This is a genomic window from Vogesella aquatica (assembly GCF_028548455.1).
Classification (GTDB): Bacteria; Pseudomonadota; Gammaproteobacteria; order Burkholderiales; family Chromobacteriaceae; genus Vogesella; species Vogesella aquatica.
In genome coordinates this window covers 24,318-45,767 of sequence record NZ_JAQQLF010000025.1, presented here as the reverse complement: position 1 = coordinate 45,767, position 21,450 = coordinate 24,318, and the positions used below count along the sequence as shown (strand labels likewise).

22 protein-coding genes are annotated in these 21,450 nt (G+C 63.5%); 15 read left to right on the top strand and 7 right to left on the bottom strand.

All coding sequences use genetic code 11. The features are described from left to right. Positions 1-10 precede the first annotated feature (10 nt). From PQU95_RS16390 to PQU95_RS16360, 7 genes are all read left to right on the top strand, one after another. Positions 11-469 (top strand): outer membrane lipoprotein, encoded by a 459-nt coding sequence (locus PQU95_RS16390; RefSeq protein WP_272753002.1) that lies wholly within the window; start codon positions 11-13, stop codon positions 467-469. 174 nt (positions 470-643) lie between these two features. Beyond that, on the top strand, positions 644-1,957 hold the full coding sequence (locus PQU95_RS16385) for a Na+/H+ antiporter family protein (protein ID WP_272753001.1): 1,314 nt from the start codon (positions 644-646) through the stop codon (positions 1,955-1,957). 55 nt (positions 1,958-2,012) lie between these two features. Then, positions 2,013-2,216 carry a SlyX family protein gene (locus PQU95_RS16380; RefSeq protein WP_017510314.1) on the top strand — a complete coding sequence of 68 codons (204 nt, stop codon included), beginning with the start codon at positions 2,013-2,015 and terminating at the stop codon, positions 2,214-2,216. 7 nt (positions 2,217-2,223) lie between these two features. Further along, positions 2,224-2,655, top strand: a complete 432-nt coding sequence (locus tag PQU95_RS16375) for a GNAT family N-acetyltransferase (RefSeq protein WP_272753000.1) — start codon at positions 2,224-2,226, stop codon at positions 2,653-2,655. Next, complete coding sequence (locus tag PQU95_RS16370) at positions 2,652-3,131, top strand: GNAT family N-acetyltransferase (RefSeq protein WP_272752999.1); 480 nt, start codon at positions 2,652-2,654, stop codon at positions 3,129-3,131. Before PQU95_RS16375 ends, PQU95_RS16370 begins: the two co-directional genes overlap by 4 nt. Next, positions 3,128-3,670: a hypothetical protein gene (locus tag PQU95_RS16365; protein WP_272752998.1), complete on the top strand. Its 543-nt coding sequence runs from the start codon at positions 3,128-3,130 to the stop codon at positions 3,668-3,670. The genes PQU95_RS16370 and PQU95_RS16365 overlap by 4 nt, the downstream gene beginning before the upstream one ends. Then, positions 3,667-4,410, top strand: a complete 744-nt coding sequence (locus PQU95_RS16360) for a substrate-binding periplasmic protein (protein WP_272752997.1) — start codon at positions 3,667-3,669, stop codon at positions 4,408-4,410. Before PQU95_RS16365 ends, PQU95_RS16360 begins: the two co-directional genes overlap by 4 nt. Positions 4,411-4,415: 5 nt before the next feature. Here PQU95_RS16360 and PQU95_RS16355 read toward each other — a convergent pair whose 3' ends face one another. Beyond that, on the bottom strand, positions 4,416-4,745 hold the full coding sequence (locus PQU95_RS16355) for a hypothetical protein (protein ID WP_272752996.1): 330 nt from the start codon (positions 4,743-4,745) through the stop codon (positions 4,416-4,418). A gap of 53 nt (positions 4,746-4,798) precedes the next feature. Then, entirely contained in the window at positions 4,799-5,710 is a 912-nt protein-coding gene (locus PQU95_RS16350; RefSeq protein ID WP_272752995.1) for a DMT family transporter, read from the bottom strand. 47 nt (positions 5,711-5,757) lie between these two features. Here PQU95_RS16350 and dapC point away from each other — a divergent pair, with 47 nt between their 5' ends. From dapC to PQU95_RS16310, 8 genes are all read left to right on the top strand, one after another. Further along, entirely contained in the window at positions 5,758-6,948 is a 1,191-nt protein-coding gene (gene dapC, locus PQU95_RS16345) for a succinyldiaminopimelate transaminase (RefSeq protein WP_272752994.1), read from the top strand. A 50-nt stretch (positions 6,949-6,998) separates the two neighbouring features. Next, the gene (gene dapD / locus PQU95_RS16340) at positions 6,999-7,820 is read left to right on the top strand and encodes a 2,3,4,5-tetrahydropyridine-2,6-dicarboxylate N-succinyltransferase (RefSeq protein WP_147696138.1); all 822 of its coding nucleotides are present in this window, start codon (positions 6,999-7,001) and stop codon (positions 7,818-7,820) included. Positions 7,821-8,006: 186 nt separating this feature from the next. Then, positions 8,007-8,822, top strand: coding sequence for an ABC transporter ATP-binding protein (locus PQU95_RS16335; protein WP_272752993.1), 816 nt, complete (start codon positions 8,007-8,009; stop codon positions 8,820-8,822). Further along, positions 8,819-9,601, top strand: coding sequence for a lipid asymmetry maintenance ABC transporter permease subunit MlaE (mlaE, locus tag PQU95_RS16330; RefSeq protein ID WP_017510324.1), 783 nt, complete (start codon positions 8,819-8,821; stop codon positions 9,599-9,601). Before PQU95_RS16335 ends, mlaE begins: the two co-directional genes overlap by 4 nt. A gap of 10 nt (positions 9,602-9,611) precedes the next feature. Then, positions 9,612-10,097 (top strand): outer membrane lipid asymmetry maintenance protein MlaD, encoded by a 486-nt coding sequence (mlaD, locus tag PQU95_RS16325; protein WP_272752992.1) that lies wholly within the window; start codon positions 9,612-9,614, stop codon positions 10,095-10,097. A gap of 30 nt (positions 10,098-10,127) precedes the next feature. Next, complete coding sequence (locus tag PQU95_RS16320) at positions 10,128-10,739, top strand: MlaC/ttg2D family ABC transporter substrate-binding protein (RefSeq protein ID WP_272752991.1); 612 nt, start codon at positions 10,128-10,130, stop codon at positions 10,737-10,739. Continuing rightward, on the top strand, positions 10,736-11,038 hold the full coding sequence (locus PQU95_RS16315) for an STAS domain-containing protein (protein WP_272752990.1): 303 nt from the start codon (positions 10,736-10,738) through the stop codon (positions 11,036-11,038). The genes PQU95_RS16320 and PQU95_RS16315 overlap by 4 nt, the downstream gene beginning before the upstream one ends. Next, entirely contained in the window at positions 11,035-11,838 is an 804-nt protein-coding gene (locus tag PQU95_RS16310) for an MlaA family lipoprotein (RefSeq protein WP_272752989.1), read from the top strand. The genes PQU95_RS16315 and PQU95_RS16310 overlap by 4 nt, the downstream gene beginning before the upstream one ends. A 92-nt stretch (positions 11,839-11,930) precedes the next feature. Here PQU95_RS16310 and PQU95_RS16305 read toward each other — a convergent pair whose 3' ends face one another. The 5 genes from PQU95_RS16305 to PQU95_RS16285 all read right to left on the bottom strand — a co-directional run bounded on the left by PQU95_RS16305 (position 11,931) and on the right by PQU95_RS16285 (position 21,222). Continuing rightward, positions 11,931-13,682 (bottom strand): ABC transporter ATP-binding protein, encoded by a 1,752-nt coding sequence (locus tag PQU95_RS16305; RefSeq protein WP_272752988.1) that lies wholly within the window; start codon positions 13,680-13,682, stop codon positions 11,931-11,933. Continuing rightward, positions 13,672-15,414 carry an ABC transporter ATP-binding protein gene (locus PQU95_RS16300; RefSeq protein WP_272752987.1) on the bottom strand — a complete coding sequence of 581 codons (1,743 nt, stop codon included), beginning with the start codon at positions 15,412-15,414 and terminating at the stop codon, positions 13,672-13,674. Before PQU95_RS16300 ends, PQU95_RS16305 begins: the two co-directional genes overlap by 11 nt. 123 nt (positions 15,415-15,537) lie before the next feature. After that, a complete protein-coding gene (locus PQU95_RS16295; RefSeq protein WP_272752986.1) occupies positions 15,538-16,920 on the bottom strand; it encodes an efflux transporter outer membrane subunit in 1,383 nt (460 codons plus the stop codon). Further along, positions 16,910-20,041, bottom strand: coding sequence for an efflux RND transporter permease subunit (locus PQU95_RS16290; RefSeq protein ID WP_272752985.1), 3,132 nt, complete (start codon positions 20,039-20,041; stop codon positions 16,910-16,912). The genes PQU95_RS16295 and PQU95_RS16290 overlap by 11 nt, the downstream gene beginning before the upstream one ends. 17 nt (positions 20,042-20,058) lie before the next feature. Next, a complete protein-coding gene (locus tag PQU95_RS16285) occupies positions 20,059-21,222 on the bottom strand; it encodes an efflux RND transporter periplasmic adaptor subunit (RefSeq protein WP_272752984.1) in 1,164 nt (387 codons plus the stop codon). Positions 21,223-21,450: the final 228 nt, after the last annotated feature.

Below are 21,450 nucleotides of genomic sequence, written 5' to 3'. Positions count from 1 at the left end.
AGTACGCACCATGAAATCCAGACAAATCCTGATCGCCGGCATGCTGACCATGGTGGCACTTACCGGCTGCGCGACCAGCTCCGATTCGGCACAGGTGTACAGCAAAGGCCAGATGCGCCAGATACACGAAGTGGAATACGGCAAGATCCTGGACATCAAGAACGTCAAAATGGAAGGCGACAAGAACGACCTGCTGACCCTGGGCGGCACCGCGCTGGGTGGCCTGGCTGGCAGCACCGTCGGCAAGGGTAATGGTTCGGTTGCCGGCGCCATCGTCGGTGCCATGGCAGGCGGCCTGGCCAGCGAAGCCGTGCAGCGCAACAACACCAAAAACGCCTACGAACTGACCGTGCAGCTGGAAAAAGGCCGCACCGTGTCCATCGTGCAGGAAGCCGACGTGGTACTGAGCGTGGGCCAGCGCGTGAAGGTCATTACTGGCGGCGGCACCGCGCGCGTACTGCCGATGTAAGCTTCACCATTATCACCAGCATTGGTGATGACAAACACACACAGCCTCCCTAGCGGAGGCTGTTTTGCATGCTGCGCACGCCCGGCACCGGGTGCGGCCAACTGGACAGGCAAGCAAACAAGGGGTAGGCTCGCGGCCTTTTTTCCTTGTAAAACAATAACTTTGTATATACAAATGCTTGCCATCCCTGTCGCTATTACCCTGATGCTGGCCCTGTCGCTGGCGCGTACCCACGTTGTCATCAGCCTGATCGTCGCCGCGCTGGCCGGCGGCCTGCTGGGCGGGCTGGACCTGCCGCAAACCCTGGCCGCCTTTAACAAGGGCATTACCGGCGGTGCGTCTGTCGCGCTGTCCTACGCCCTGCTGGGCGCCTTCGCCGTGGCCATTGCCAAATCCGGCCTGCCGCACGCGCTGGCCGACGCCGCCGTGCGCCAGCTGCAAAACAGCAACCGCCAGCAAAAGCTGAAGTGGCTGATGATCGGCCTGCTCGCCGTGGTGAGCGTGATGAGCCAGAACCTGGTGCCCATCCATATTGCCTTTATCCCGCTACTGGTACCGCCGCTGCTGTACGTGATGGCGCGCCTGCAGCTGGACCGCCGGCTGGTGGCCTGCGTCATCACCTTCGGCCTTACCACGCCGTACATGCTGTTTCCGGTGGGCTTTGGCGAAATCTTCCTGAAGCAGATTCTGCTGGGCAATATCGAAAAAGCCGGCATGCATGTCGCCAATGTCAACGTGATGCACGCCATGGCCATCCCTGCGGCCGGCATGCTGGCCGGCCTGCTGCTGGCGGTGTTTGTCAGCTACCGCCAGCCGCGCCACTACAGCCTGGGCAAGATCGAACACACCGAGCGCACCCACGCCAAGGTTGGCCGCAAGTCGCTGCTGACCTCGCTGTTTGCCATTGCCGCCGCGTTTGGCGTGCAGCTGTACAGCGACTCGATGATGCTGGGCGCGCTGGCCGGCTTTCTGCTGTTCATCGCCAGCGGTGTGGTGAAATGGGGCGACGCCGATAGCGTGTTCAGCGACGGCATGAAGATGATGGCGATGATCGGCTTCATCATGATCACCGCGCAGGGTTTTGCCGAAGTGCTGCAGGCCACCGGCAAGATCGGCGAGCTGGTGCAGGTGTCGGCCGAGCTGTTCGGCCACAGCCGCGGTGCGGCGGCGTTTGCCATGCTGTTTGTCGGCCTGCTGGTCACCATGGGCATCGGCTCGTCGTTTTCCACCGTGCCCATCCTCACCGCCATCTACGTGCCGCTGTGCCTGCAGCTGGGCTTCTCGCCGCTGGCCACGGTGGCGCTGATCGGCACCGCCGGTGCGCTGGGCGATGCCGGCTCGCCGGCGTCCGACTCCACGCTGGGGCCGACCTCCGGCCTGAACGTGGACGGCCAGCACGACCACATGCGCGATACCGTCATCCCCACCTTCCTGCACTACAACCTGCCGCTGTTGGCCGCAGGCTGGGTCGCGGCCATGGTGCTGTAAGCGGCAAGCGGTGAGGCTGCGTTACAATGCCGGTCAAACATTGATGGAATACGCCATGGAATCGCGCCTCACCGAGCTGGAAATCAAGGTCGCCCTGCAGGACGACCTGCTGGACACGCTCAACCTCACCATCGCCCGCCAGCAACAGCAGATCGACCTGCTGCAAGAGCAGCTGCGCCACCTGTACCGCATGCAGCAGGCCGGCAACCAGCCGGAAGAGCAACGCTCGCTGCGCGACGAGATTCCGCCGCACTACTGAGCCTGCCATGTCCGACCTTACCCTGCGCCCGGCGTTGCCGGGCGACGCCGACACGCTGGTGCCGCTGATGCAACAGCTGGGCTACGACACCAGCGCCGAACACCTGGCAAGCTGGCTGGCCGGCGCCCTGCCGGCGCGCGACTGCGCCTGGGTAGCGCTGCGGGACGGCCGCATCGCCGGGGTAATCAGCCTGCAGTTTCTGCCGCTTATCCATCAAGCCGACACGCTGGCGCGGGTCACGGCGCTGGTCGTGGACGCACAAGCCCGTGGCAGCGGCGTGGCCAGCGCCCTGCTACGGCAAGCCGAGGCGGCAGCGCGCGAGCAAGGTTGCCGGCGCATGGAAATCACCAGCAGCAATAACCGCCACGATGCCCACGCCTTCTACCGCCATCACGGTTACCAGGTGCCCGACGTTACCCGCTTCATCAAGCCGCTATGAGCCAGCCCACCCTGCTGGACGAGTTGCTGGCACTGGACATGCTGACCTTGCGCCGGCACACCGAGGCCGCCGGCGACAGCTTCGACCCGGCAGCGCAGCGCCAGCAGTTGGCCGCCAGCCTGGCCGCTAGCCAGCTGCTGCTCGTGCGCGGCTTAGATGGCTGCCTGCAAGGCTATGCCCTGCTACGCCAGCAATCGGCCACGCACTGGTTTGTCGGCATGCTGAATGTGCACCCGGCGCACCGCCAGCGTCGCGTATTGCGGGGCCTGTTCGGGCAACTGATCGCGCTGGCGGCGTGGCACAGCGACAGCGTTTTGCAAAGCCATGTATATCGAACCAATGCAGCTTCGTTACAATTCCACCAAAAGCTGGGCTTTACCATAGACCAGCAGAACGATAAGGCCGTGGCGTTATCGATACGCTACGACACGCTGCAGATACGCCTGCAGCGCCTACTGATGAAAGAACCCGCATGAGCAACCCGCTGGCACTGGCCAGAGAACTGGCAGCCCAACTGGCCGGCCACTGCTGGGCCATCGGTGGCAGCACCCTGCTGCAACACCTGGACCTGGTGGAACAGCCGCGCGACCTGGACATCGTCACCACCGCCGCCGACTTTGCCGCCGTACGCGCCGTGCTGGCCGCGCGCGGCCAGGACATCACGCCGCCACCGCACCCGCAGTACGCCACCCGTCACTTTGCCCGCTTCGACATGGGCGATGGCCTGAGCGTGGACCTGATTGCCGATATGGCGATCAAGCTGGAAAAAGGCAGCTATCGCTGGCCGTTTGACGCCAGTGCCCGCTTCGAGGCAGACGGCCTGCCATGGTGCTGCCCCGAGGACTGGGCGCTGCTGTACCGGCTGATGGGGCGCGAGGAACAAACCGAAGCGCTGGACGACTGGCTGAACGAGCACGGCGTACAACACCCGCAGCGGCTGGCGGCCAACCTGTTTGCCCAGTACCCGGCCAGCGCCATGCAGCCCGCCCCCGACTGGTGGCCCTGGGACGAATGAACCGCCGCCTTGCTGCCTGGCTGGTACTGTTCACCACCCTGCTGTGCGCTCACGCGCACGCCGGGCGCGTGGTCAACTTGGCCAGCACCGACTACCCGCCCTATTTCTCGCCGCAATTGCCCGGCGATGGCGTAGTTGCGGCCATTACCCGTGCCGCGCTGGCCAAACACGGCCATACATTGAAGCTGCACTACCGGCCGTGGGCCAGGCTGATCGCCGAAGTGAAGGCCGGGCAGTTCGATGGCGTGATGGCGGTATGGTACGAGCCGGACCGCGCACAATACCTGCACTACAGCCTGCCCTTGGTAAATACCGTGATGGGCTTTTACGGGCGGGTGGATAAACCGCTGCCCACCCAGCCACTATCCGCTTTGCGCACGCAAGTCATCGGTACAGTACGCAGCTACAAGAACCCGGATGTGTTCGAACAGGCAGGGCTGAAACAGGAGCTGGCTGCCGATGACCTCACCAATTTGCGCAAGCTGGCGGCCGGCCGGCTGGACCTGGTGTTGATCGACAAGGTGCTGGCGCAGCACCTGCGCAGCCACCTCAGCCCCCAGGAAGGCCAGGCTATTCGCTGGCAAGACCCGCCACTGGCCGTGATGCCGCTACACGTGGGCCTGCGCCGCGAGCTGGCGGATGGCAAGCAGCTACTGGCCGACTTTAACGACGGCCTGCAGTCCCTGCGCAAAAGCGGCCAGCTGACCGCGCTGATCCGCCAGTACCAATTGGCGCAGTAGTACGCTTAGCTGCGGCGTTTGCGGTCGCGCGACACCACGGCTTCGATATTCTTGCGGCCGATCAGCAAGCCGGCACGCACCGGCTGCGGCGCGGTAGCCGCCAGCAAAGCCTGTGCGGCAGGGTTGGCCGCAAACACGCCAGCTTGCTGCTGCAGCAAACCCGCCGTCTGCATCGCTTGCAGCTGTTCCGCCACTGCTGCCTGGCTTTCGCGGCAGGCCACGCCCAGCTGTGCCGCGCTCAGCCCGCTGCCGGCAGCCTGTAGCTGCTGCCATAATTGCCCGGCCAGCGCGGGGGCCAGCGCGGCACGCAAGGTAGTCAGATCCGGAGTCGTCATGGTGTATGCCTGAAAAAAAGTGGCCGGATTATGGCAGCAAGTGCGCCTGCCAGCTACGCACTGGCCAGCACCGGCTGTGCCCGTGGCTTGGCCACAATGCGCCCCGACAGCAGGCTGGCGCTGGCGATCAGCGCGCCGCCGATATACTCCTGCAGCTGCATGTGCTCGCCAGCCAGCAACCAGGCCGATACGGCGGCAAACACCAGCTCCATCAGCATCAGGGTCATGATCTGGGTGGCCGGCAGGATGCTCAGCCCGTGCATCGAAATGATGCTGGTCGACAGCAAGGTCACGCCCAGCACCACAATCATCAGCAGGATGGGAATGTCGATCAGCGCCAGCTCGGCGCCCAGTTGGCCGCGCCACAACAGCGATACCAGCCCGCAGCCGGCCACGCCCAGCCACACCGACGCCGACTTCACCGGCACCGGCAGGCTGCTGGCACGTTTGGACAACACATTACCCAGCGCAAAGCTGATACCACCGGACAGCGCCAGCCAGTCGGCACGGCTTTGCAGCAAGCCGCCCTGCAGCATGTCGGGGCGGTACAGAATGGAGATACAGCCCAGCAGCGATAGCGCCACCACGCCCCAGCCAACCTTGCTTAAGCGCTCGTGCAACAGCAGGCGCGAAAACAGTACCGTCCACAACGGCGACAAATAGAACAGCAACAGCACGCGCATGACCTGGCCTTCCGATACCGCCCAGGTATAGCTGAAATTGCACCAGCCATAGAGCAAAGTCAGCGGAATCAGCACGCGGTCAAAGCGAAACTGCCGCCGGAACACCTCGCGGAACACAAATACACCCAGGCAAGCCGACACCATATACACCGTCAGCGAGGTAGCGGCCGTGGAAAAGCCCGCCTCGTGCAGCACGCGAAACGGGTACCACATCAGCCCCCACACCAGCGCCGTGGTCAGCGCGCAGCTCACGGCCAACAGCTTTTGTTTTACAAAATCCATATTGTTTTCTTACTATTGTCCTTTTGTTGCATTGCAAGGAAGCGGCGTTGAACCCCCACCTCGATCTGTTGCAGCCCTACCCGTTCCAGCGCTTGCGCGGCCTGCTGGCCGGCGTAACGCCCCCTGCCGAGCTGGCCCACATCAACCTGTCCATCGGCGAGCCCAAACACCCTACGCCCGACGTGGTAAAAAATGCGCTGATCGCCAACCTGGACGGCCTGGCCGCCTACCCGGCGACGCTGGGCAGCGACGCGCTGCGCCAGGCGTGCAGCAGCTGGCTACAGCGCCGCTACGGCATAACTGTCGACCCGGCACGCGAGATCCTGCCGGTATGCGGCAGCCGCGAGGCGCTGTTTTCGTTTGTGCAGGCCGTCATCGACCCGCGTGGCAGCGACAAGCCGGTACTGATCTCGCCCAACCCCTTCTACCAGATCTACGAAGGCGCCGCCCTGCTGGCCGGTGCCGAACCGTACTACGTGAACTGCCTGGCGGCCAACGGCTACCAGCCAGACTGGCAAGCCGTGCCGGAAGCCATCTGGCAGCGCACGCAAGTAGTGGTAGTGTGCAGCCCCGGCAACCCGACCGGGGCGGTGATGTCGCTGGATGACTGGAACACACTGTTCACGCTGTCCGACCGTTACGGCTTTATCATTGCCAGCGACGAATGCTACAGCGAGATCTATTTCGATACACCACCGCTGGGCGGGCTGCAGGCTGCGCAACAGCTGGGGCGCAGTTATGAGCGGCTAGTGATGTTCACCAGCCTGTCCAAGCGCAGCAATGCGCCTGGCCTGCGTTCCGGCTTTGTGGCGGGCGATGCACGCATCCTGGAAAAATTCCTGCTGTACCGCACCTACCACGGCAGCGCCATGAGCCAGACCATCCAGCAGGCCAGTATTGCCGCCTGGCAGGACGAAGAGCATGTCGCGGCCAACCGCGCAGCGTATACTGCCAAGTTCGACGCTGTCACCGCGCCTTTGGCACAGGTACTGAACGTCAGCCGCCCGGACGCCGGTTTTTACCTGTGGGCCGAAGTCCCCGGTGGCGACGATGCTGGTTTTGCCCGCGCGCTGTTTGCCGAACAACACATTACCGTGCTGCCCGGCAGCTACCTGGCCCGCGACGCCCACGGCGTGAACCCTGGCGCCGGCCGCATCCGCCTGGCGCTGGTTGCCCCGCTGGCCGAATGCGAAGCCGCCGTGCCACGCCTTATCCGCTTTGTGAAAAGCCGTACATAACAGACATCGAGATCATGACCACCATCCACATTGCCCAAGGACTGAACCATATGCACCCGATCCAGCCCATTATCGAACTGGCTTTTGAAAACCGTGCCGAGATCACCCCGGCCACCGTATCGCCCGAGCTGAAAGCCGCGGTGGAACAGGTGATCGAAGAGCTGGACAACGGCCACCTGCGCGTAGCCGAAAAAATCGACGGCGACTGGGTTGTACACCAATGGGTGAAGAAAGCCGTGCTGCTGTCGTTCCGCATCCGCGACAACGTGCTGCTGGACGACGGCGTGAGCCGCTATTTCGACAAGGTCGACACCAAGTTTGCCGACTGGAACCAGGAACGCTTCCAGCAAGCCGGCTTCCGCGCCGTACCGGGTGCCGTAGCGCGCAAGGGCAGCTTCGTAGCCAAGAACACCGTACTGATGCCGTCCTACGTGAACATTGGCGCCTATGTTGACGAAGGTACCATGGTCGACACCTGGGCTACCGTAGGTAGCTGCGCCCAGATCGGCAAGAACGTGCACCTGTCCGGCGGCGTCGGCATCGGTGGCGTACTGGAGCCACTGCAAGCCAACCCGACCATCATCGAAGACAACTGCTTCATCGGTGCGCGCTCCGAGGTGGTAGAAGGCGTGATCGTGGGCGAAGGCTCGGTGATCTCCATGGGCGTGTACATTGGCCAATCCACCAAGATCTACGACCGCGAAACCGGCGAAGTGAGCTATGGCCGCATCCCGCCGGGCTCGGTAGTGGTATCCGGCAACCTGCCATCGAAAGACGGCAGCCACAGCCTGTACTGCGCCGTGATCGTGAAAAAGGTCGATGCACAGACCCGCAGCAAGACCAGCATCAACGAATTGCTGCGCGGGGTGTAAGCCTGATAGTAGTACTTTGTTTCCGTTGTGGTTTTCGATAAAAATAATCACGCACGGTAACAATTTCTACACAAAATAAGTGCGCTGGCATTTTGCGCACTGCACACAAGGCAGATAAAATGCATACAGGGGGTCGGCTAAACCGGCTCCCTGTTTCTTCTTGATTTCACAGGACAATCCCTGATCGTGTCTTCCGACAGTTTCATAGAGCTCAAGAATGTCAGCTTTGCGTACGGCGACCGGCCGATACTGCAAGACATTTCGCTCACCATCGCGCGCGGCAAGCTGGTGGCCATCATGGGCGGCAGCGGCAGCGGTAAAACCACGCTGCTGCGGCTGATCTCCGGCCAGGTGCTGGCACAAAAAGGCCAGGTACTGGTAAACGGCCAGGACGTTGGCCGCATGAGCAGCCGCGATCTGTACCAGCACCGCCGCCGCATGGGTATGCTGTTCCAGTTTGGCGCCCTGTTTACCGACCTGTCGGTATTCGACAACGTGGCCTTCCCTATCCGCGAACACACCCGCCTGCCGGAAAGCCTGATCCGCGACCTGGTACTGATGAAGCTGAATGCGGTGGGCTTGCGCGGCACAGAGGCGCTGATGCCGGCCGAGCTCTCCGGCGGCATGGCGCGCCGTATCGCACTGGCACGCGCCATCGCACTCGACCCGCAGATCATGCTGTACGACGAGCCGTTTACCGGCCTGGACCCGATCTCGCTGGGCACCATCGCGCTGCTGATCAAGAAGCTGAACGACGCCCTGGGCACCTCGGCCGTGATGGTGACGCACGACGTGCATAAATCGCTGGAAATCGTCGACCACGTGTACTTTGTCGCCGGCGGCAAGATTGCCGCCGAGGGCACACCGGACGAAGTGCGCCACTCTTCGTCCCCCTGGGTACAACAGTTCGTACAGGGCGAGGCCGATGGCCCGGTACACTTTGCCTACCCGGCCACGGACAGCCTGGCTCAAGCTTTTGGCATCAAGGGGGAAACCGCATGAACGCCCTGCTAGCCCCTATCCGCCGCCTGGGCGCACTCAGCATCAACGCCATCTGGCGCCTGGGTTTCATCAGCCGCTTTTTTGTGGCCATCCTGCTGAATTCTGGCCAGAGCCTGCTGCGCTTCCGCCTCACCATCCGCGAAGTGTACTTTGCCGGTGTGCTGTCGCTGATCATCATCATCGTATCCGGCCTGTTTGTCGGCATGGTGCTGGGGCTGCAGGGCTACAACACCCTAGCACGCTTTGGCTCCGCCGACGCGCTGGGTGCGCTGGTGGCACTGTCGTTGCTGCGCGAGCTGGGCCCGGTGTTGGCCGCGCTGCTGTTTGCCAGCCGCTCCGGCAGCGCCATGACCGCCGAAATCGGCCTGATGAAAGCCACCGAACAGCTGGAAGCCATGAGCGTGATGGCGGTCAACCCCATCGCCCGTGTGGTCGCCCCGCGCTTCTGGGCCGGGGTAATCTCCATGCCCATCCTGGCGGCGCTGTTCAATGTCATGGGTATCTTTGGCGGCTATCTGGTGGGGGTAGAAATGATCGGCCTGGACGCCGGTACTTTCTGGTCGCAAATGCAGAACAACGTTGACCTGCACTACGACGTGGTCAACGGGCTGATCAAGAGCCTGTTCTTCGGCATGGCCGTTACCCTGATCGCCGTTTTCGAAGGCTACGACGCCACCCCGACAGCCGCAGGCGTGTCGTCTGCCACGACCCGCACCGTGGTGACCTCGGCACTGGTCATCCTGGCACTGGACTTTGTCCTGACTGCCTTCATGTTCTAGGAACTACACAATGAAACGCTCTACGATTGATTTATGGGTTGGCCTGTTTGTCGCCATCGGTATTGCTGCCATGACTTTCCTGTCGCTGAAGGTGGCCAATCTCACACCACAAAGCGGCAGTGAAACCTACATGCTGACAGCCGATTTCGACAATATCGGCGGCCTGAAAGTAAAAGCACCGGTGAAATCGTCCGGTGTAGTCGTTGGCCGCGTCACCAAGATCGAGCTGGACACCAAGCGCTACGTGGCCCGCGCCACGCTGACGCTGGACAAACAGTACCAGTTCAGCCGCGACACCAGCGCCGAGATCCTCACTGCCGGCCTGTTGGGCGAGCAGTACATCGGCCTGGTGCAAGGCGGTGACCCGGATAACCTGGCCAGCGGCGACCGTATCAGCCTGACCTCCTCCGCCCTGGTGCTGGAACAGCTGATCGGCAAGTTCATGACCAGCTTTGCCGAGAAGGGCACACAAGACGCCCCGGCCAAAACAGAATAAACCTGACCTCTCCCGAGAAAGACGCACATCATGAAAAAACTGTTCACCACCCTGCTGCTCATGCTTGGCCTGGCTACCCCGGCCATGGCAGCCGGCGATAGCCCGGTAGACGTGATCAGCACCACTTCGCAAAACGCCCTGGACCTGCTGAAAAAAGAAAACGGCAAGAACACCGCCCAGGTTCGCAAACAGGTAGAAGACATGGTTGTCCCGCTGTTCGACTTTACCCGCATGACCGCGCTGGCAGTGGGTAAAGACTGGCGCGCTGCTACCCCGGCACAGCAAACCCAGCTGGCCGAGCAGTTCCAGACCCTGCTGGTACGCACCTACTCGTCGACCATGACCCGCTTCAAAAGCGCGCAAATCGACGTGAAGCCCAACGCGCAGATCAACAACAACGGCCGTGAAGCCGTAGTGAAGTCCGAAGTCACCCTGCCGGGCAATGGCGACAAGAAAAACGTGATGGTGGACTACACCCTGTACAAAGGCGCGCAGGGCTGGAAAATCTTCAATGTCAGCGTAGAGGGGGCCAGCCTGGTGACCATCTACCGTAACCAGTTTGGTGAAGAAATCCGCAAAAACGGCGTGGATGGCCTGATCAAGCTGCTGAAAGACAAAAACCAGCCAGGCAAAGCGGCATGACCCTCACCCGTACCGCCCCCGGCCAGCTTGCCCTGCAAGGTGACGTGGGCATGGACAGCGCCGCCGCCATCCAGGCCGAGCTGGCAGGCGCCTTGCGAGGCGGCGACATCACGCTGGACCTGGCGGCACTGGGCAAAGTCGACTCTGCCGCCATCGCCCTGCTAACGGACGCCGTGCGCCAACAGCAGGCGCAAGGCGGCCAACTGCACCTGCGCAACGTACCCGATAGCATCCATGTGCTGGCCCAGCTGTACGAGCTGGCACCGCTACTGGGCCTGAACCGGAGCGAAACGCCATGAAACAGCCGCTGATCCTGGTGGCCTGCTGCGCGCTGGCCGCCTGCGCCAGCCCAGGTGGCCACCCGCAAGACCCGCTGGAACCGATGAACCGTGCGGTATTCAGTTTTAACGATAAAGCCGACCAGTACGTACTGAAGCCGGTGGCCGAAGGCTACCGCTACATCACGCCGCAGCCGGTACGTACCGCCGTGGGCAATGTGTTCGACAACCTGCGGGATGTCTACAGCCTGGCCAACCATGCGCTGCAGCTGGAAGGCAAGAAAACGGCTACCGACGTACTGCGTGTGTCGATCAACAGTACCTTCGGGTTATTCGGCTTGATCGACCTGGCCACACCGATGGGCCTGCCCAGCTACAAAGCCACCCTGGGCGATACCTTTGCCCACTACGGCTGGCAGCAGAGCAGCTATCTGGTATTGCCTATCCTGGGGCCCAGTACCATCCGTGATGGCACCGGCGTGGGGCTGTCGTTCGGCTACAGCAGTGGTAGCTGGGTATTCCAGGAAAACCGCGATGCCGCAGCAGCCACCATCCTGTACGGCGTCGCCAGCCGCGAAAAACTGCTGGGTCTGGACGAGACTTTTAGCGAAGCCGCGCTGGACCGCTACAGCTATATGCGCGACGGCTATCTGCAGTACCGCAACGCCAGGCTAGGCTTCACCCCGCCGGCCAGCCAGCAGAACCCGGACGACGATAATATCGACGACCTGGTACCGGAAGACACACCGGCCTCCGCGCCTGCCGCTGCTGCGCCACAGGCTGATGCCTCTGCCCCTGTGGCGGCGGCCCCCGCCCCATAGACCAGCCTTCTGGCCCAAAAAAACGGCTACCCACGGGTAGCCGTTTTGCATGCCGGTGGCCATGCGGCCAACCTTCACCTGGCCAGGCAGGCCTAGCCCTGCTCCACCACACTTTCCAGTTGCTGCAGCAGGTACAGGCGCTGGTAGATGCCGCGCTCTATCGCCATCAGGGCATCGTGACTACCCTGCTCGGCGATGGCGCCGTGGTTCAGCACCACAATCTGGTCCGCATCGCGAATGGTAGACAGGCGGTGGGCAATGGAAATCAGCGTAACCTTGCCGTGCAGGCGCGCCAGCGCCTGCTGCACCAGTTGTTCGGTTTCGCTATCGATATGCGATGTCGCCTCGTCCAGCAACAAGATGCGTGGCTGGCCCGCCAAAGCGCGGGCAATGGCAATCAGCTGCTTTTGCCCCACCGACAAGCGGGTGCCACCTTCGCCCATATCGGTGTCGTAGCCGTGCTCCAGCGCCACGATCAGCTCATGCACGCCAGCCGCCTGCGCGGCAGCCTCGACCGCCGCCTGGCTCAGGCCGCGCCCCATGTCGATATTGTCGCGCGCACTGGCCGCCAGCAGGAAGGGGTCTTGCGGCACCAGCCCCACTCCGGCACGGAAAGCCAGGTCGCTAATCGTGGCAAGCGGCCGGCCATCAATGCAGACATCGCCCGCCTGCGGCGCATAAAAGCGCAGCAAGAGCGACAACAGCGTGGACTTGCCACTGCCGGTATGGCCGACAATGCCGTAAAACGCCCCGGCGGGGATGTGCAGGGACACATCGTGCAGCACCGGGTGGGCAGCATCGTAGCCAAAGCGCACGCTGCGGAAGCTCACCTCGCCGGCCGTAATGCTGCTGCCCTCGCCAGCGGCTGCGGCCAACCCTTCGCGCAGCAAACCATTCACGCGTGACGCCGCCACCACCGCCTGCTGCAGCTGGGAAAACTGCATGGTGATCTGGATCAGCGGCTCCACCACGCGCGCGATGTAGCTGACAAAAGCGTACAGCACGCCCACCTCCAGCCCGCTAACGCGATGGCTGCCAAATACCCAGATGACGGTGGCCAGCAGCAGCACGTTCAGCAAATCCAGCGCCGGGCGCAGCAGCCAGGCATTGGCACGCAGCTCGGCCATGCGCGCGCCGTACAGCTGCTGGTTGGTATCGGCAAACCGCCGGGCAAAACGCTGCTCTGCCCCGCTTGCCTGCAACACGCTCATGCCGGCAATGGATTCGGCCACCTGGGCGTTGATATCGCTGCGCAGCTGGCGTGCTTTCGTCACCGATGGTGCGCTCCAGCGCTGGTACAGCCACACGATCAGGAACACCGCCGGCAGCAGCAGCATCACCACCAGCGCCAGGCGCCAGTTCAGCCACGCCATGGCGGCCAACGCGCCGCACACCACGATCACGCTATCCAGCATCACGAACAGTACTTGCACGTACAGCTGCTTTACCGCCTCGGTATCGTTGGTCACACGGCTCACCAGCTGGCCGGTAATGGCCTTGTCGAAAAAAGCCATCGGCAGCGCCAGCACATGGCCGTATACCTCCTCGCGCAGGCGGCGCGCCGAACGCATGGCCACGCCGGCCAGGCGCAGCAGCTGCAGGTAACGCAGCAAGGTGGCCACCAGGCCGCTGAGCAAAATACCACCCAGCAGCAGGGCCACATCCAGCGCTACCCAGTGCCGTGGCAGCAGATAGTTATCGATAAAGTACTTGCCCAGCAGCGGCCCGCACGCCTCGAGCAAGGCGGCCAGCAGCAGGCAGAAAAAGCCCAGCCACACATGGTGGCGTTCGGGCGCGGCGGCATGGCGCAATAGCGCCATGGCTTGTTGTCGCTCAGCACTCATCCAGGCTGGCCTCCAGTTGCTGATAGCGCCACTGGCTGGCATACCAGCCATCCAGGGCTAAAAGGTCGGTATGGTGCCCGCGCTCGCTAACGCGCCCGTGCTTCAGCACCAGGATCTCGTCGGCATCCACGACCGCAGACAGCCGGTGGCTCACGATCAGCAGCGTACGCCCCTGCCGCGCCGCACGCAGGTGTTGCAGGATGGCGGTCTCGGTCTGCGTATCCACCGCTGACAGCGCGTCGTCCAGTATCAGCAGCGGGGCATCGGACAACAGCGCCCGGGCGATGGCTACCCGCTGGCGCTGGCCGCCAGACAGGCTCACCCCCTTCTCCCCTACCGGCGTGTCGTAGCCTTGCGGCAGGCGCAGGATATCGTCGTGCACGGCGGCCAGCTGCGCCACGCGCTCGATATCGGCGCGGCTGGCGTCGGGCTTCACCAGCGCGATATTGTCGGCCACGCTGGCCGAGAACAGGAACGCCTCTTGCGGCACCCAGCTGATGGCACGGCGCAGCGCGTTAAGGGTGTAATCGTCCAGCGCCTGCCCCTGCCACAGAATGCGGCCAACTTTGGGGTGGTACTGGCGCAGCAGCAGCTTCAGCAGCGTGGATTTACCGCTGCCGGTCGGCCCCACCAGCGCCAGCACGCCGCCGGCAGGCAGGCTCAGGCTCACCCCCGCCAGCGCCGCTGGCGTTTGCTGCGGGTAGCTGAAACCCACCTCGTCCAGCTGCAAGGTGCCGCCGGGGACAGTGCCCTGGCTGCCATGGTCGTCTACGGTAAGCGGGGCCGACAGGATAGGGTCCAGCCGCGCCCAGGCCGCCTTGCCGCGCTCCAGCAGCGCCAGCACCCAGCCGGCAGCAAACATCGGCCAGATCAACTGGCCCAGATACATGGAAAAACTGGTGAGCTGGCCAATGCTCAGGCTACCGTGCCATACCAGATAGCCCCCCAGCGACAGCGTCAGCACGCTGGCGGCGGTCAGCGTCATGCCCACCGTGGGCTCGAAAGCGGCCTCCCTGCGCTGGGCGGTCAGGCTGGCGTCGGCGGCGTTGGCCGCCAACTGCGCCATGGTGCGGCGGTTACGCGCTTCCAGCCCCAGCGCACGCAGGGTGCGCACGCCGCTGAGGGTCTCCTGCACGTGGTCGTTCAGTGCCGAAAAGCGCTGTAGCGAATCGGTAGACGCCTGGTGCACGTGGCGTGAAATACGCCAGAAGCCGAACGCCATCAGCGGAAACGGCAACAACGCGACAGCGGCCAGGCGCCAGTCCACGCCCAGCGTCATCATGCCCAGCACCAGGGTGAGCGTGAGCGCACCGTCAAAGCCGGCCAGCATAGCCTCGCCGGCAGCCATCTCCACCGCGTCGATATCGTTGGTGGCACGCGCCATCAGGTCGCCGGTACGCTGGTGCTGGTAAAAGCCCGGCCCCTGTGCGGCCAGCTTGCGGTACAGCGCTACGCGCAGATCCACGCCCAGCTGGTAGCTGGCGGCAAACAACTGCAGGCGCCAACCCACGCGCAAAAAGTAAATCGCCAGGCCCATGGCCAGCAGGCCGGCCAATTGCCAGTAAAGCGTGCTACCGCCCAGGCTGCCGGCCACCAGGCCATCGATAATGCGGCCAACCTGCCGCGGGATGCTCACGGTGAGCACCGCTACACAGGCCAGCATGGCAGCGGCCGCCAGATAGCGGGCCCAATGCTGGCGGATAAACTGTTTCAGAAAGCCAAACAGGCTCATGCCTTCCTCCTGGGCGCTGCCAAAAACTGCAGCCTGCCCGTGGCTGGGTAAACAGGGAGTGTGCAGAAAAAACGCCCGCCAGGCACCTGACCTGACGGGCGGTAACAGCGGGCAGAGCGCGGCTTAGCCGGGCTGCCAGCCACCACCCAGTGCGCTATACAGGTTCACCACGGCACGCAAGCGTGCCAGGCGCGCATCAGACTGGGCTTGCTCCAGCTGGAACACGCTGCGCTCGGCATCCAGTACTTCCAGATAGCTGCTATAGCCCGCGTCGTAACGCAGGCGCGCCAGGCGCAGTGCTTCGCGCATGGCGGCCAGCTGCTGGCTCTGGGCGGCTTCGGTTTCACGCGAGGTACCCACCGCAGACAGCGCATCCAGCGTATCGGCGAACGCTGCCTGCACCGCCTTCTCGTAGGCGGATAGTGCCTGTTTCTGGCGCGCGTTGGCGGCGTCGACCCCGGCGGCAATCTGGCCATTATTGAAAATGGGCGCCGCCAGGTTGGCCGCAAAGTTCCAGGTTTGTGCCGGGCCGGTAAACAGCTTGGATAGCTCCAGGCTGGCACTGCCCAGGCCTGCCGACAGGCCGATACTGGGGAAGTAAGCCGAGCGCGCTACGCCGATACGGGCGTTGGCGGCCACCAGCTGCGCTTCCGCCGCGGCGATATCCGGGCGGCGCAGCAGCAGGTCGGACGGCAGATCCGACGGCACGTCCAGCGGCACCGTCAAGCCATCCAGCGCCTTGCCGCGCGCCAGCGGGGTCATCAGCTCGCGCGGGTTCACCCCGGTGAGTACCGCCAGCGCGTGCTCGGTTTGCCGCACCGCCTGTTGCAGGCGCGGTACCGCGGCACGGGCAGAGGCGGCCTCGGCTTCGGCTTGTTTCAGCTCCAGCTCGGAGGTCATGCCGCCGTTAAAGCGCTTCTTGCGCAGCGCCAGGCTTTCCTCGCGCCCCTTCAGCGTGGCTTGCACGGCGGCCAGCTGCGCGTCGTAGCTCAGCAGCTGGAAGTAGGTGGCAGCCACCTGGGCGCTCAACGACTGGCGCGCCCCGTCCAGCAGGCGCTGGCTTTGCGCCAGGTCGGCGTTGGCAGCCTCGCGCTTGCGCGCTTCCTTGCCCCACAGGTCGAACTCCCAGCTGGCAGACAGGCCACCGTTGTAACTTTCGCCAATGGCACCGGCGCCACTGCTGTAGCGCGAGGTCTGCGCACGGGCACCACCCAGGCTGGCATTGACCTGCGGCAGCTGGCTGGCACGGGCAGCGCCGGCCGCAGCCGCGGCCTCTTCCACGCGCGCCGCCGTTTGCTGCAGGTCACGGTTGTATTGCTGGGCATCGGCAATCAGGCGGTTCAGCGTGGCATCGCCAAACTGGCGCCACCAGTGCGCGTCTACCTGCGCCTGCTGGCTGCCCTGCGGCAGTGGCAGGCTGGGGCGCTGGTAATCCGGGCCGACTGCGGCGCAAGCCGACAGCGCGGCGGCAACCAGCAGCGGCATCAGGGCTTGCTTAAGCGTCATGTTTTTCTCCTTGTTTGGCGGCCTTGCCTTGCGACAGCTGCATGATCAGCTTGAAGAACAGCGGGATGAACAGCGCCGCGATAAAGGTTGCGGCCAACATGCCGCCAATCACGCCGGTACCGATAGCGTGGCGGCTGGCCGAGCCGGCACCACTGGAAATAGCCAGCGGTACGCAACCCAGAATAAAGGCCAGAGAGGTCATCACGATGGGGCGGAAGCGCAGCTTGGCCGCGTCGATGGCGGCGTCGGCCAGGCTCATGCCCTCTTCCATCTTGATCACGGCAAATTCCACGATCAGGATGGCGTTCTTGGCCGCCAGACCGATCAGCGTAACCAGCGCAACCTGGAAGTACACGTCATTGGCCAGGCCCCGCATCCAGGTGGCCAGCAGCGCGCCAAACACGGCAAACGGTACCGCGGTGAGCACGGCAAACGGCAGCGTCCAGCGTTCGTACTGCGCCGACAGGATCAGGAACACCATCAGCAGCGCCACCACAAACACCATGGACGACGAACCACCGGTGGATTTTTCCTGGAAGGCCGAGCCGGTCCACGCCAGGGTATAGCCGTCCGGCAGCACTTCCTTGGCCAACTGCTCCATGGCCGCCAGCGACTCGCCCGAGCTATAGCCCGGTGCCGGGCCGCCCACGAACTTGGCCGCAGGGAAGGCGTTGTAACGGTCTACCACCTCGGGGCCGGTACGCTGCTCGATTTTCACCAGGCTGGTCAGCGGGATCATCTGGCCGTTCTGGCCACGCACGAACACATTGCGCAGGTCTTCCACGCTATCGCGGAAGTCGGCTTCGGACTGCAGCTGCACGGTAAAGATGCGGCCGAACTTGCTGAAGTCGTTCACGTACAGCGAGCCAAAGGTACTGCTCATGGCGTCGAAGACGTCCCCTACCGCCACGCCCAGCGATTTGGCTTTGTCGCGGTCCAGCTGCACGTTCAGCTGTGGCACGTTGGCCGAGAAGGTGGTTTGCACGCCAGCCAGCTCGGGGCGTTTCGCTGCCGCCATCATCAGCTTCTGCGCCTGCTGTGCCAGCTCGGCGCTGGTGGCGCCGTTACGGCTTTGCAGATAGGCCTCGAAACCACCGGTAGACGACATGCCGGAAATCGGCGGCGGGTTGAACGCCAGCACCAGGCCTTCCGGCACCATCATGCCCTTCTGGAACACATCGCCCACCACCGCCTGTGCCGACAGGTTGGGCGCCTTGCGCTCGTCCCACGGTTTCAGGGTGATGAAGGTCACGCCGGTGTTGCTACGGTTGGTACCGGACAGAATGTCGAAGCCGGCAAAGCTCATTACATCTTTTACCGCCGGGTTGGCCGCAATCTGCTTGTCGAAGCGGTTCATCACGTCCTGGGTGCGGTTGATGGCCGCGCCGTCGGGCAGGATGGTGGCCGCAATGATGTAGCCCTGGTCTTCCTCGGGGGCCAGCGACGACGGGATCAGCTTGAACAGCCATACCGAGGCGCCAATCAGCACGCCGAACATCACCAGCGCCAGCAGGCTGCGGCGGATCAGGAAGGACACGCCGTTGCCGTAGCTGGCGGTCATGCGGTCGAAGAAGCGGTTGAAGCCCTCAAAGAAGCGGTTGCTGTGCTGGTGCTCGGGCTTGAGCATCAGCGCGCACAGTGCCGGGGTCAGTGTCAGCGCCACAATGCCGGAGATGGTCACCGAGATGGCAATGGTAATGGCGAACTGCTTGTACATCTGGCCGGCAATACCGCCCAGGAACGCTACCGGAATGAAGACCGAGCACAGTACCAGCACGATGGCGACCACCGGGCCGCTCACTTCCTTCATCGCCTGTAACGTCGCCTCGTACGGCGGCTTGCCCTCTTGTGACATGATGCGCTCGACGTTTTCCAGCACCACGATGGCGTCATCCACCACGATACCGATGGCCAGTACCATGCCGAACAGCGTCAGCGTGTTGATGGAATAGCCAAAGATATACATGCCGGCAAAGGTGCCCACAATGGACACCGGCACCGCCAGGCCCGGGATCAGCGTCGCGCGCCAGTTCTGCAGGAACAGGTACACCACGGCAAACACCAGCACCATGGCTTCGGCCAGGGTAGAGATCACCTCGTTGATCGACACTTCCACAAAGCGGGTGGTGTCATACGGAATGGCGTAGGACAGGCCCTGCGGGAAGCGTGCGGCCAACTCGTCCATGCGTTCCTGCACGGCTTTGGCGGTGTCCAGCTGGTTGGCACCCGGTGCCAGGTTGATACCGATAGGGATGGTGGGGCGGCCATTGTGCAGGCCGGAGAAGTCATACGACAGCGCCCCCAGCTCTACCCGTGCCACGTCTTTCAGGCGCACCTGTTGCCCGCCGCTACCGCTGCGCACGATGATGTTCTCGAACTCGGACACCTCGCTGAAACGGCCCTGGGTGGTAATGGTGTAGGTAAAGTCAGGCTGCGTGCCCGCAGTCGGGGTGCCCCCCACCTTGCCGGCGGCAAACTGCGCGTTCTGCTCGCGGATGGCTTTCGCCACGTCACCCGGGGTCAGGTTCAGCTGCGACAGGCGGTCCGGGCGCAGCCAGATACGCATGGCGTAGTCCTGGCCGGCAAAGTTGGTCACCTGGCCCACGCCCGGAATACGCTTAAGCTCGTCCACCACGTTCAGCAGCGCGTAGTTGCTCATGAACAGGGTGTCGAAGCGTTTGTCCGGCGAATACAGCGAGATCACCTGCAGGAAGGTCGCGGCCTGCTTGCGTACGTTCACGCCCTGGCGGCGTACTTCTTCCGGCAGCGACGACAGCGCGGACTGCACGCGGTTGTTCACGTTAATGGTGGCCTGATCGGGGTTGGTACCGATCTTGAAGGTAACCGTTACCGTGAGGCGGCCGTTACTGGAGCTGGTGGACTGCAGGTACAGCATGTCGTCCACGCCGTTAATGGCCTGCTCCAGCGGTGACGCTACCGTATCGGCGACAACTTCGGCAGAGGCACCCGGGTAGTTGGCCGTCACCGCTACCGACGGCGGCACGATCTGCGGGTATTGCTCCACCGGCAGTGCCCGCATGCCAAAAAAGCCGGCCAGCAGGATGACGATGGAGATCACGCTGGCAAAAATCGGCCGGCGTACAAAAAAGGCTGAAAACATGGTGTGTTTCCCCTTGGTTAGCCGTTAGCCGGCGCAGAGGCAGGTTTGGCCGCTTGCGGCACCACCTTGGCACCCGGGCGCAGCTTGATCAGGTTATCCACAATCACCTGCTCGCCTGCTTTCAGGCCGCCCTCCACGATAAAGCCGGCTGGCGTGGCTTCACCCAGCTGCAGCGGGCGCGGCTCGGCGGTGTTGTCCTTGCCTACCACCCATACCATCTTGCCCTGCTGGCTGGACAGCACGGCTTGCTGCGGTACCACCAGTGCGCCCAGACGGGTCGCGCCCTTCAGCTGGACACGTACAAACTGGCCCGGGCGCAGCTGGCCTTGCGGGTTGGCAAAGGTGGCGCGCGCGGCCGAGGTGCCGGTAGCCGGGTCGATCACGCGGTCGGCATAGTCGATAACGCCATCGCGGCCGTACTGCGCGCCATCCGGCAGCTTCAGGCTGACGGTGTAGCGGTTACCCGCCGGCAGGCGCAGCTTGCCCTCTGCGGCCAGCTTCTGGGCTCTCAGTACGTCGTTGTCCGACAGCGAGAATTTCACGTAGATCGGGTCCAGCTGCGAAATGCGCGTCAGCAGGCCGCCCTCGCCCGGCTGCACCAGGCTGCCTTCGGAGCGCACTTCGGCACTGGTCACGCCGCCGATAGGCGCCGTGACACGGGTGTAGTCCAGGTTGATCTGGGCACTTTTCAACCCGGCGCGTGCCGCCGCTACCGAGGCTTTGGCGCTGGCCAGCGCCGCTACGGCGTCGTCACGGTCTTTCTGGCTGACGGCGTTTTCCTTGAACAGCGGAATCACGCGGTCGTGGTCTTGCTGGGCGCGAATCAGGCTGGCTTCCTGCAGCTTCAGCGCGGCCGCCGCCTGGTCTACCGCAGCCTGGTACGGGGCAGCATCAATCTGGAACAGCAGGTCACCGGCCTTGACGGTGCTGCCTTCGGTGTAGGCACGGCTCTGCAGAATGCCGGACACGCGGGCGCGCACTTCCACTTCGCGCGAGCCGCTGGTTTGCGCCACGTACTCGCTTACCAGCGGCACATCGGCCGCCTGCATGGTTTTTACCGATACCGGCATAGGGGGCATCTGGCCGCCATGGCCGCCCGCCTGGCCGGCAGGTTGGCCGCAAGCAGCCAGCAAGATAGCCAGAGGCAACAGTGCGGCGTGGTTCAGTTTGGTGGGTATCACGGAACGCTCCTTGATAAGAGAAGGGTTTTGCCTGGCAACAATGCAGGCTTATTCAACGCAAATTCAGCCGGGCGGGTGGCGTGGCCCCCTGCCTGGCGGTGTGTGATGGTTTTCAGTGTAGCTGCTGGCGACACAATTCAAGTGACATGACAGCAGACAGTATCGGTACGTTTGCGGCAATGCAGCATACATTCAGGCAGCACATTGGCGATTTTGGTGCGATAATAC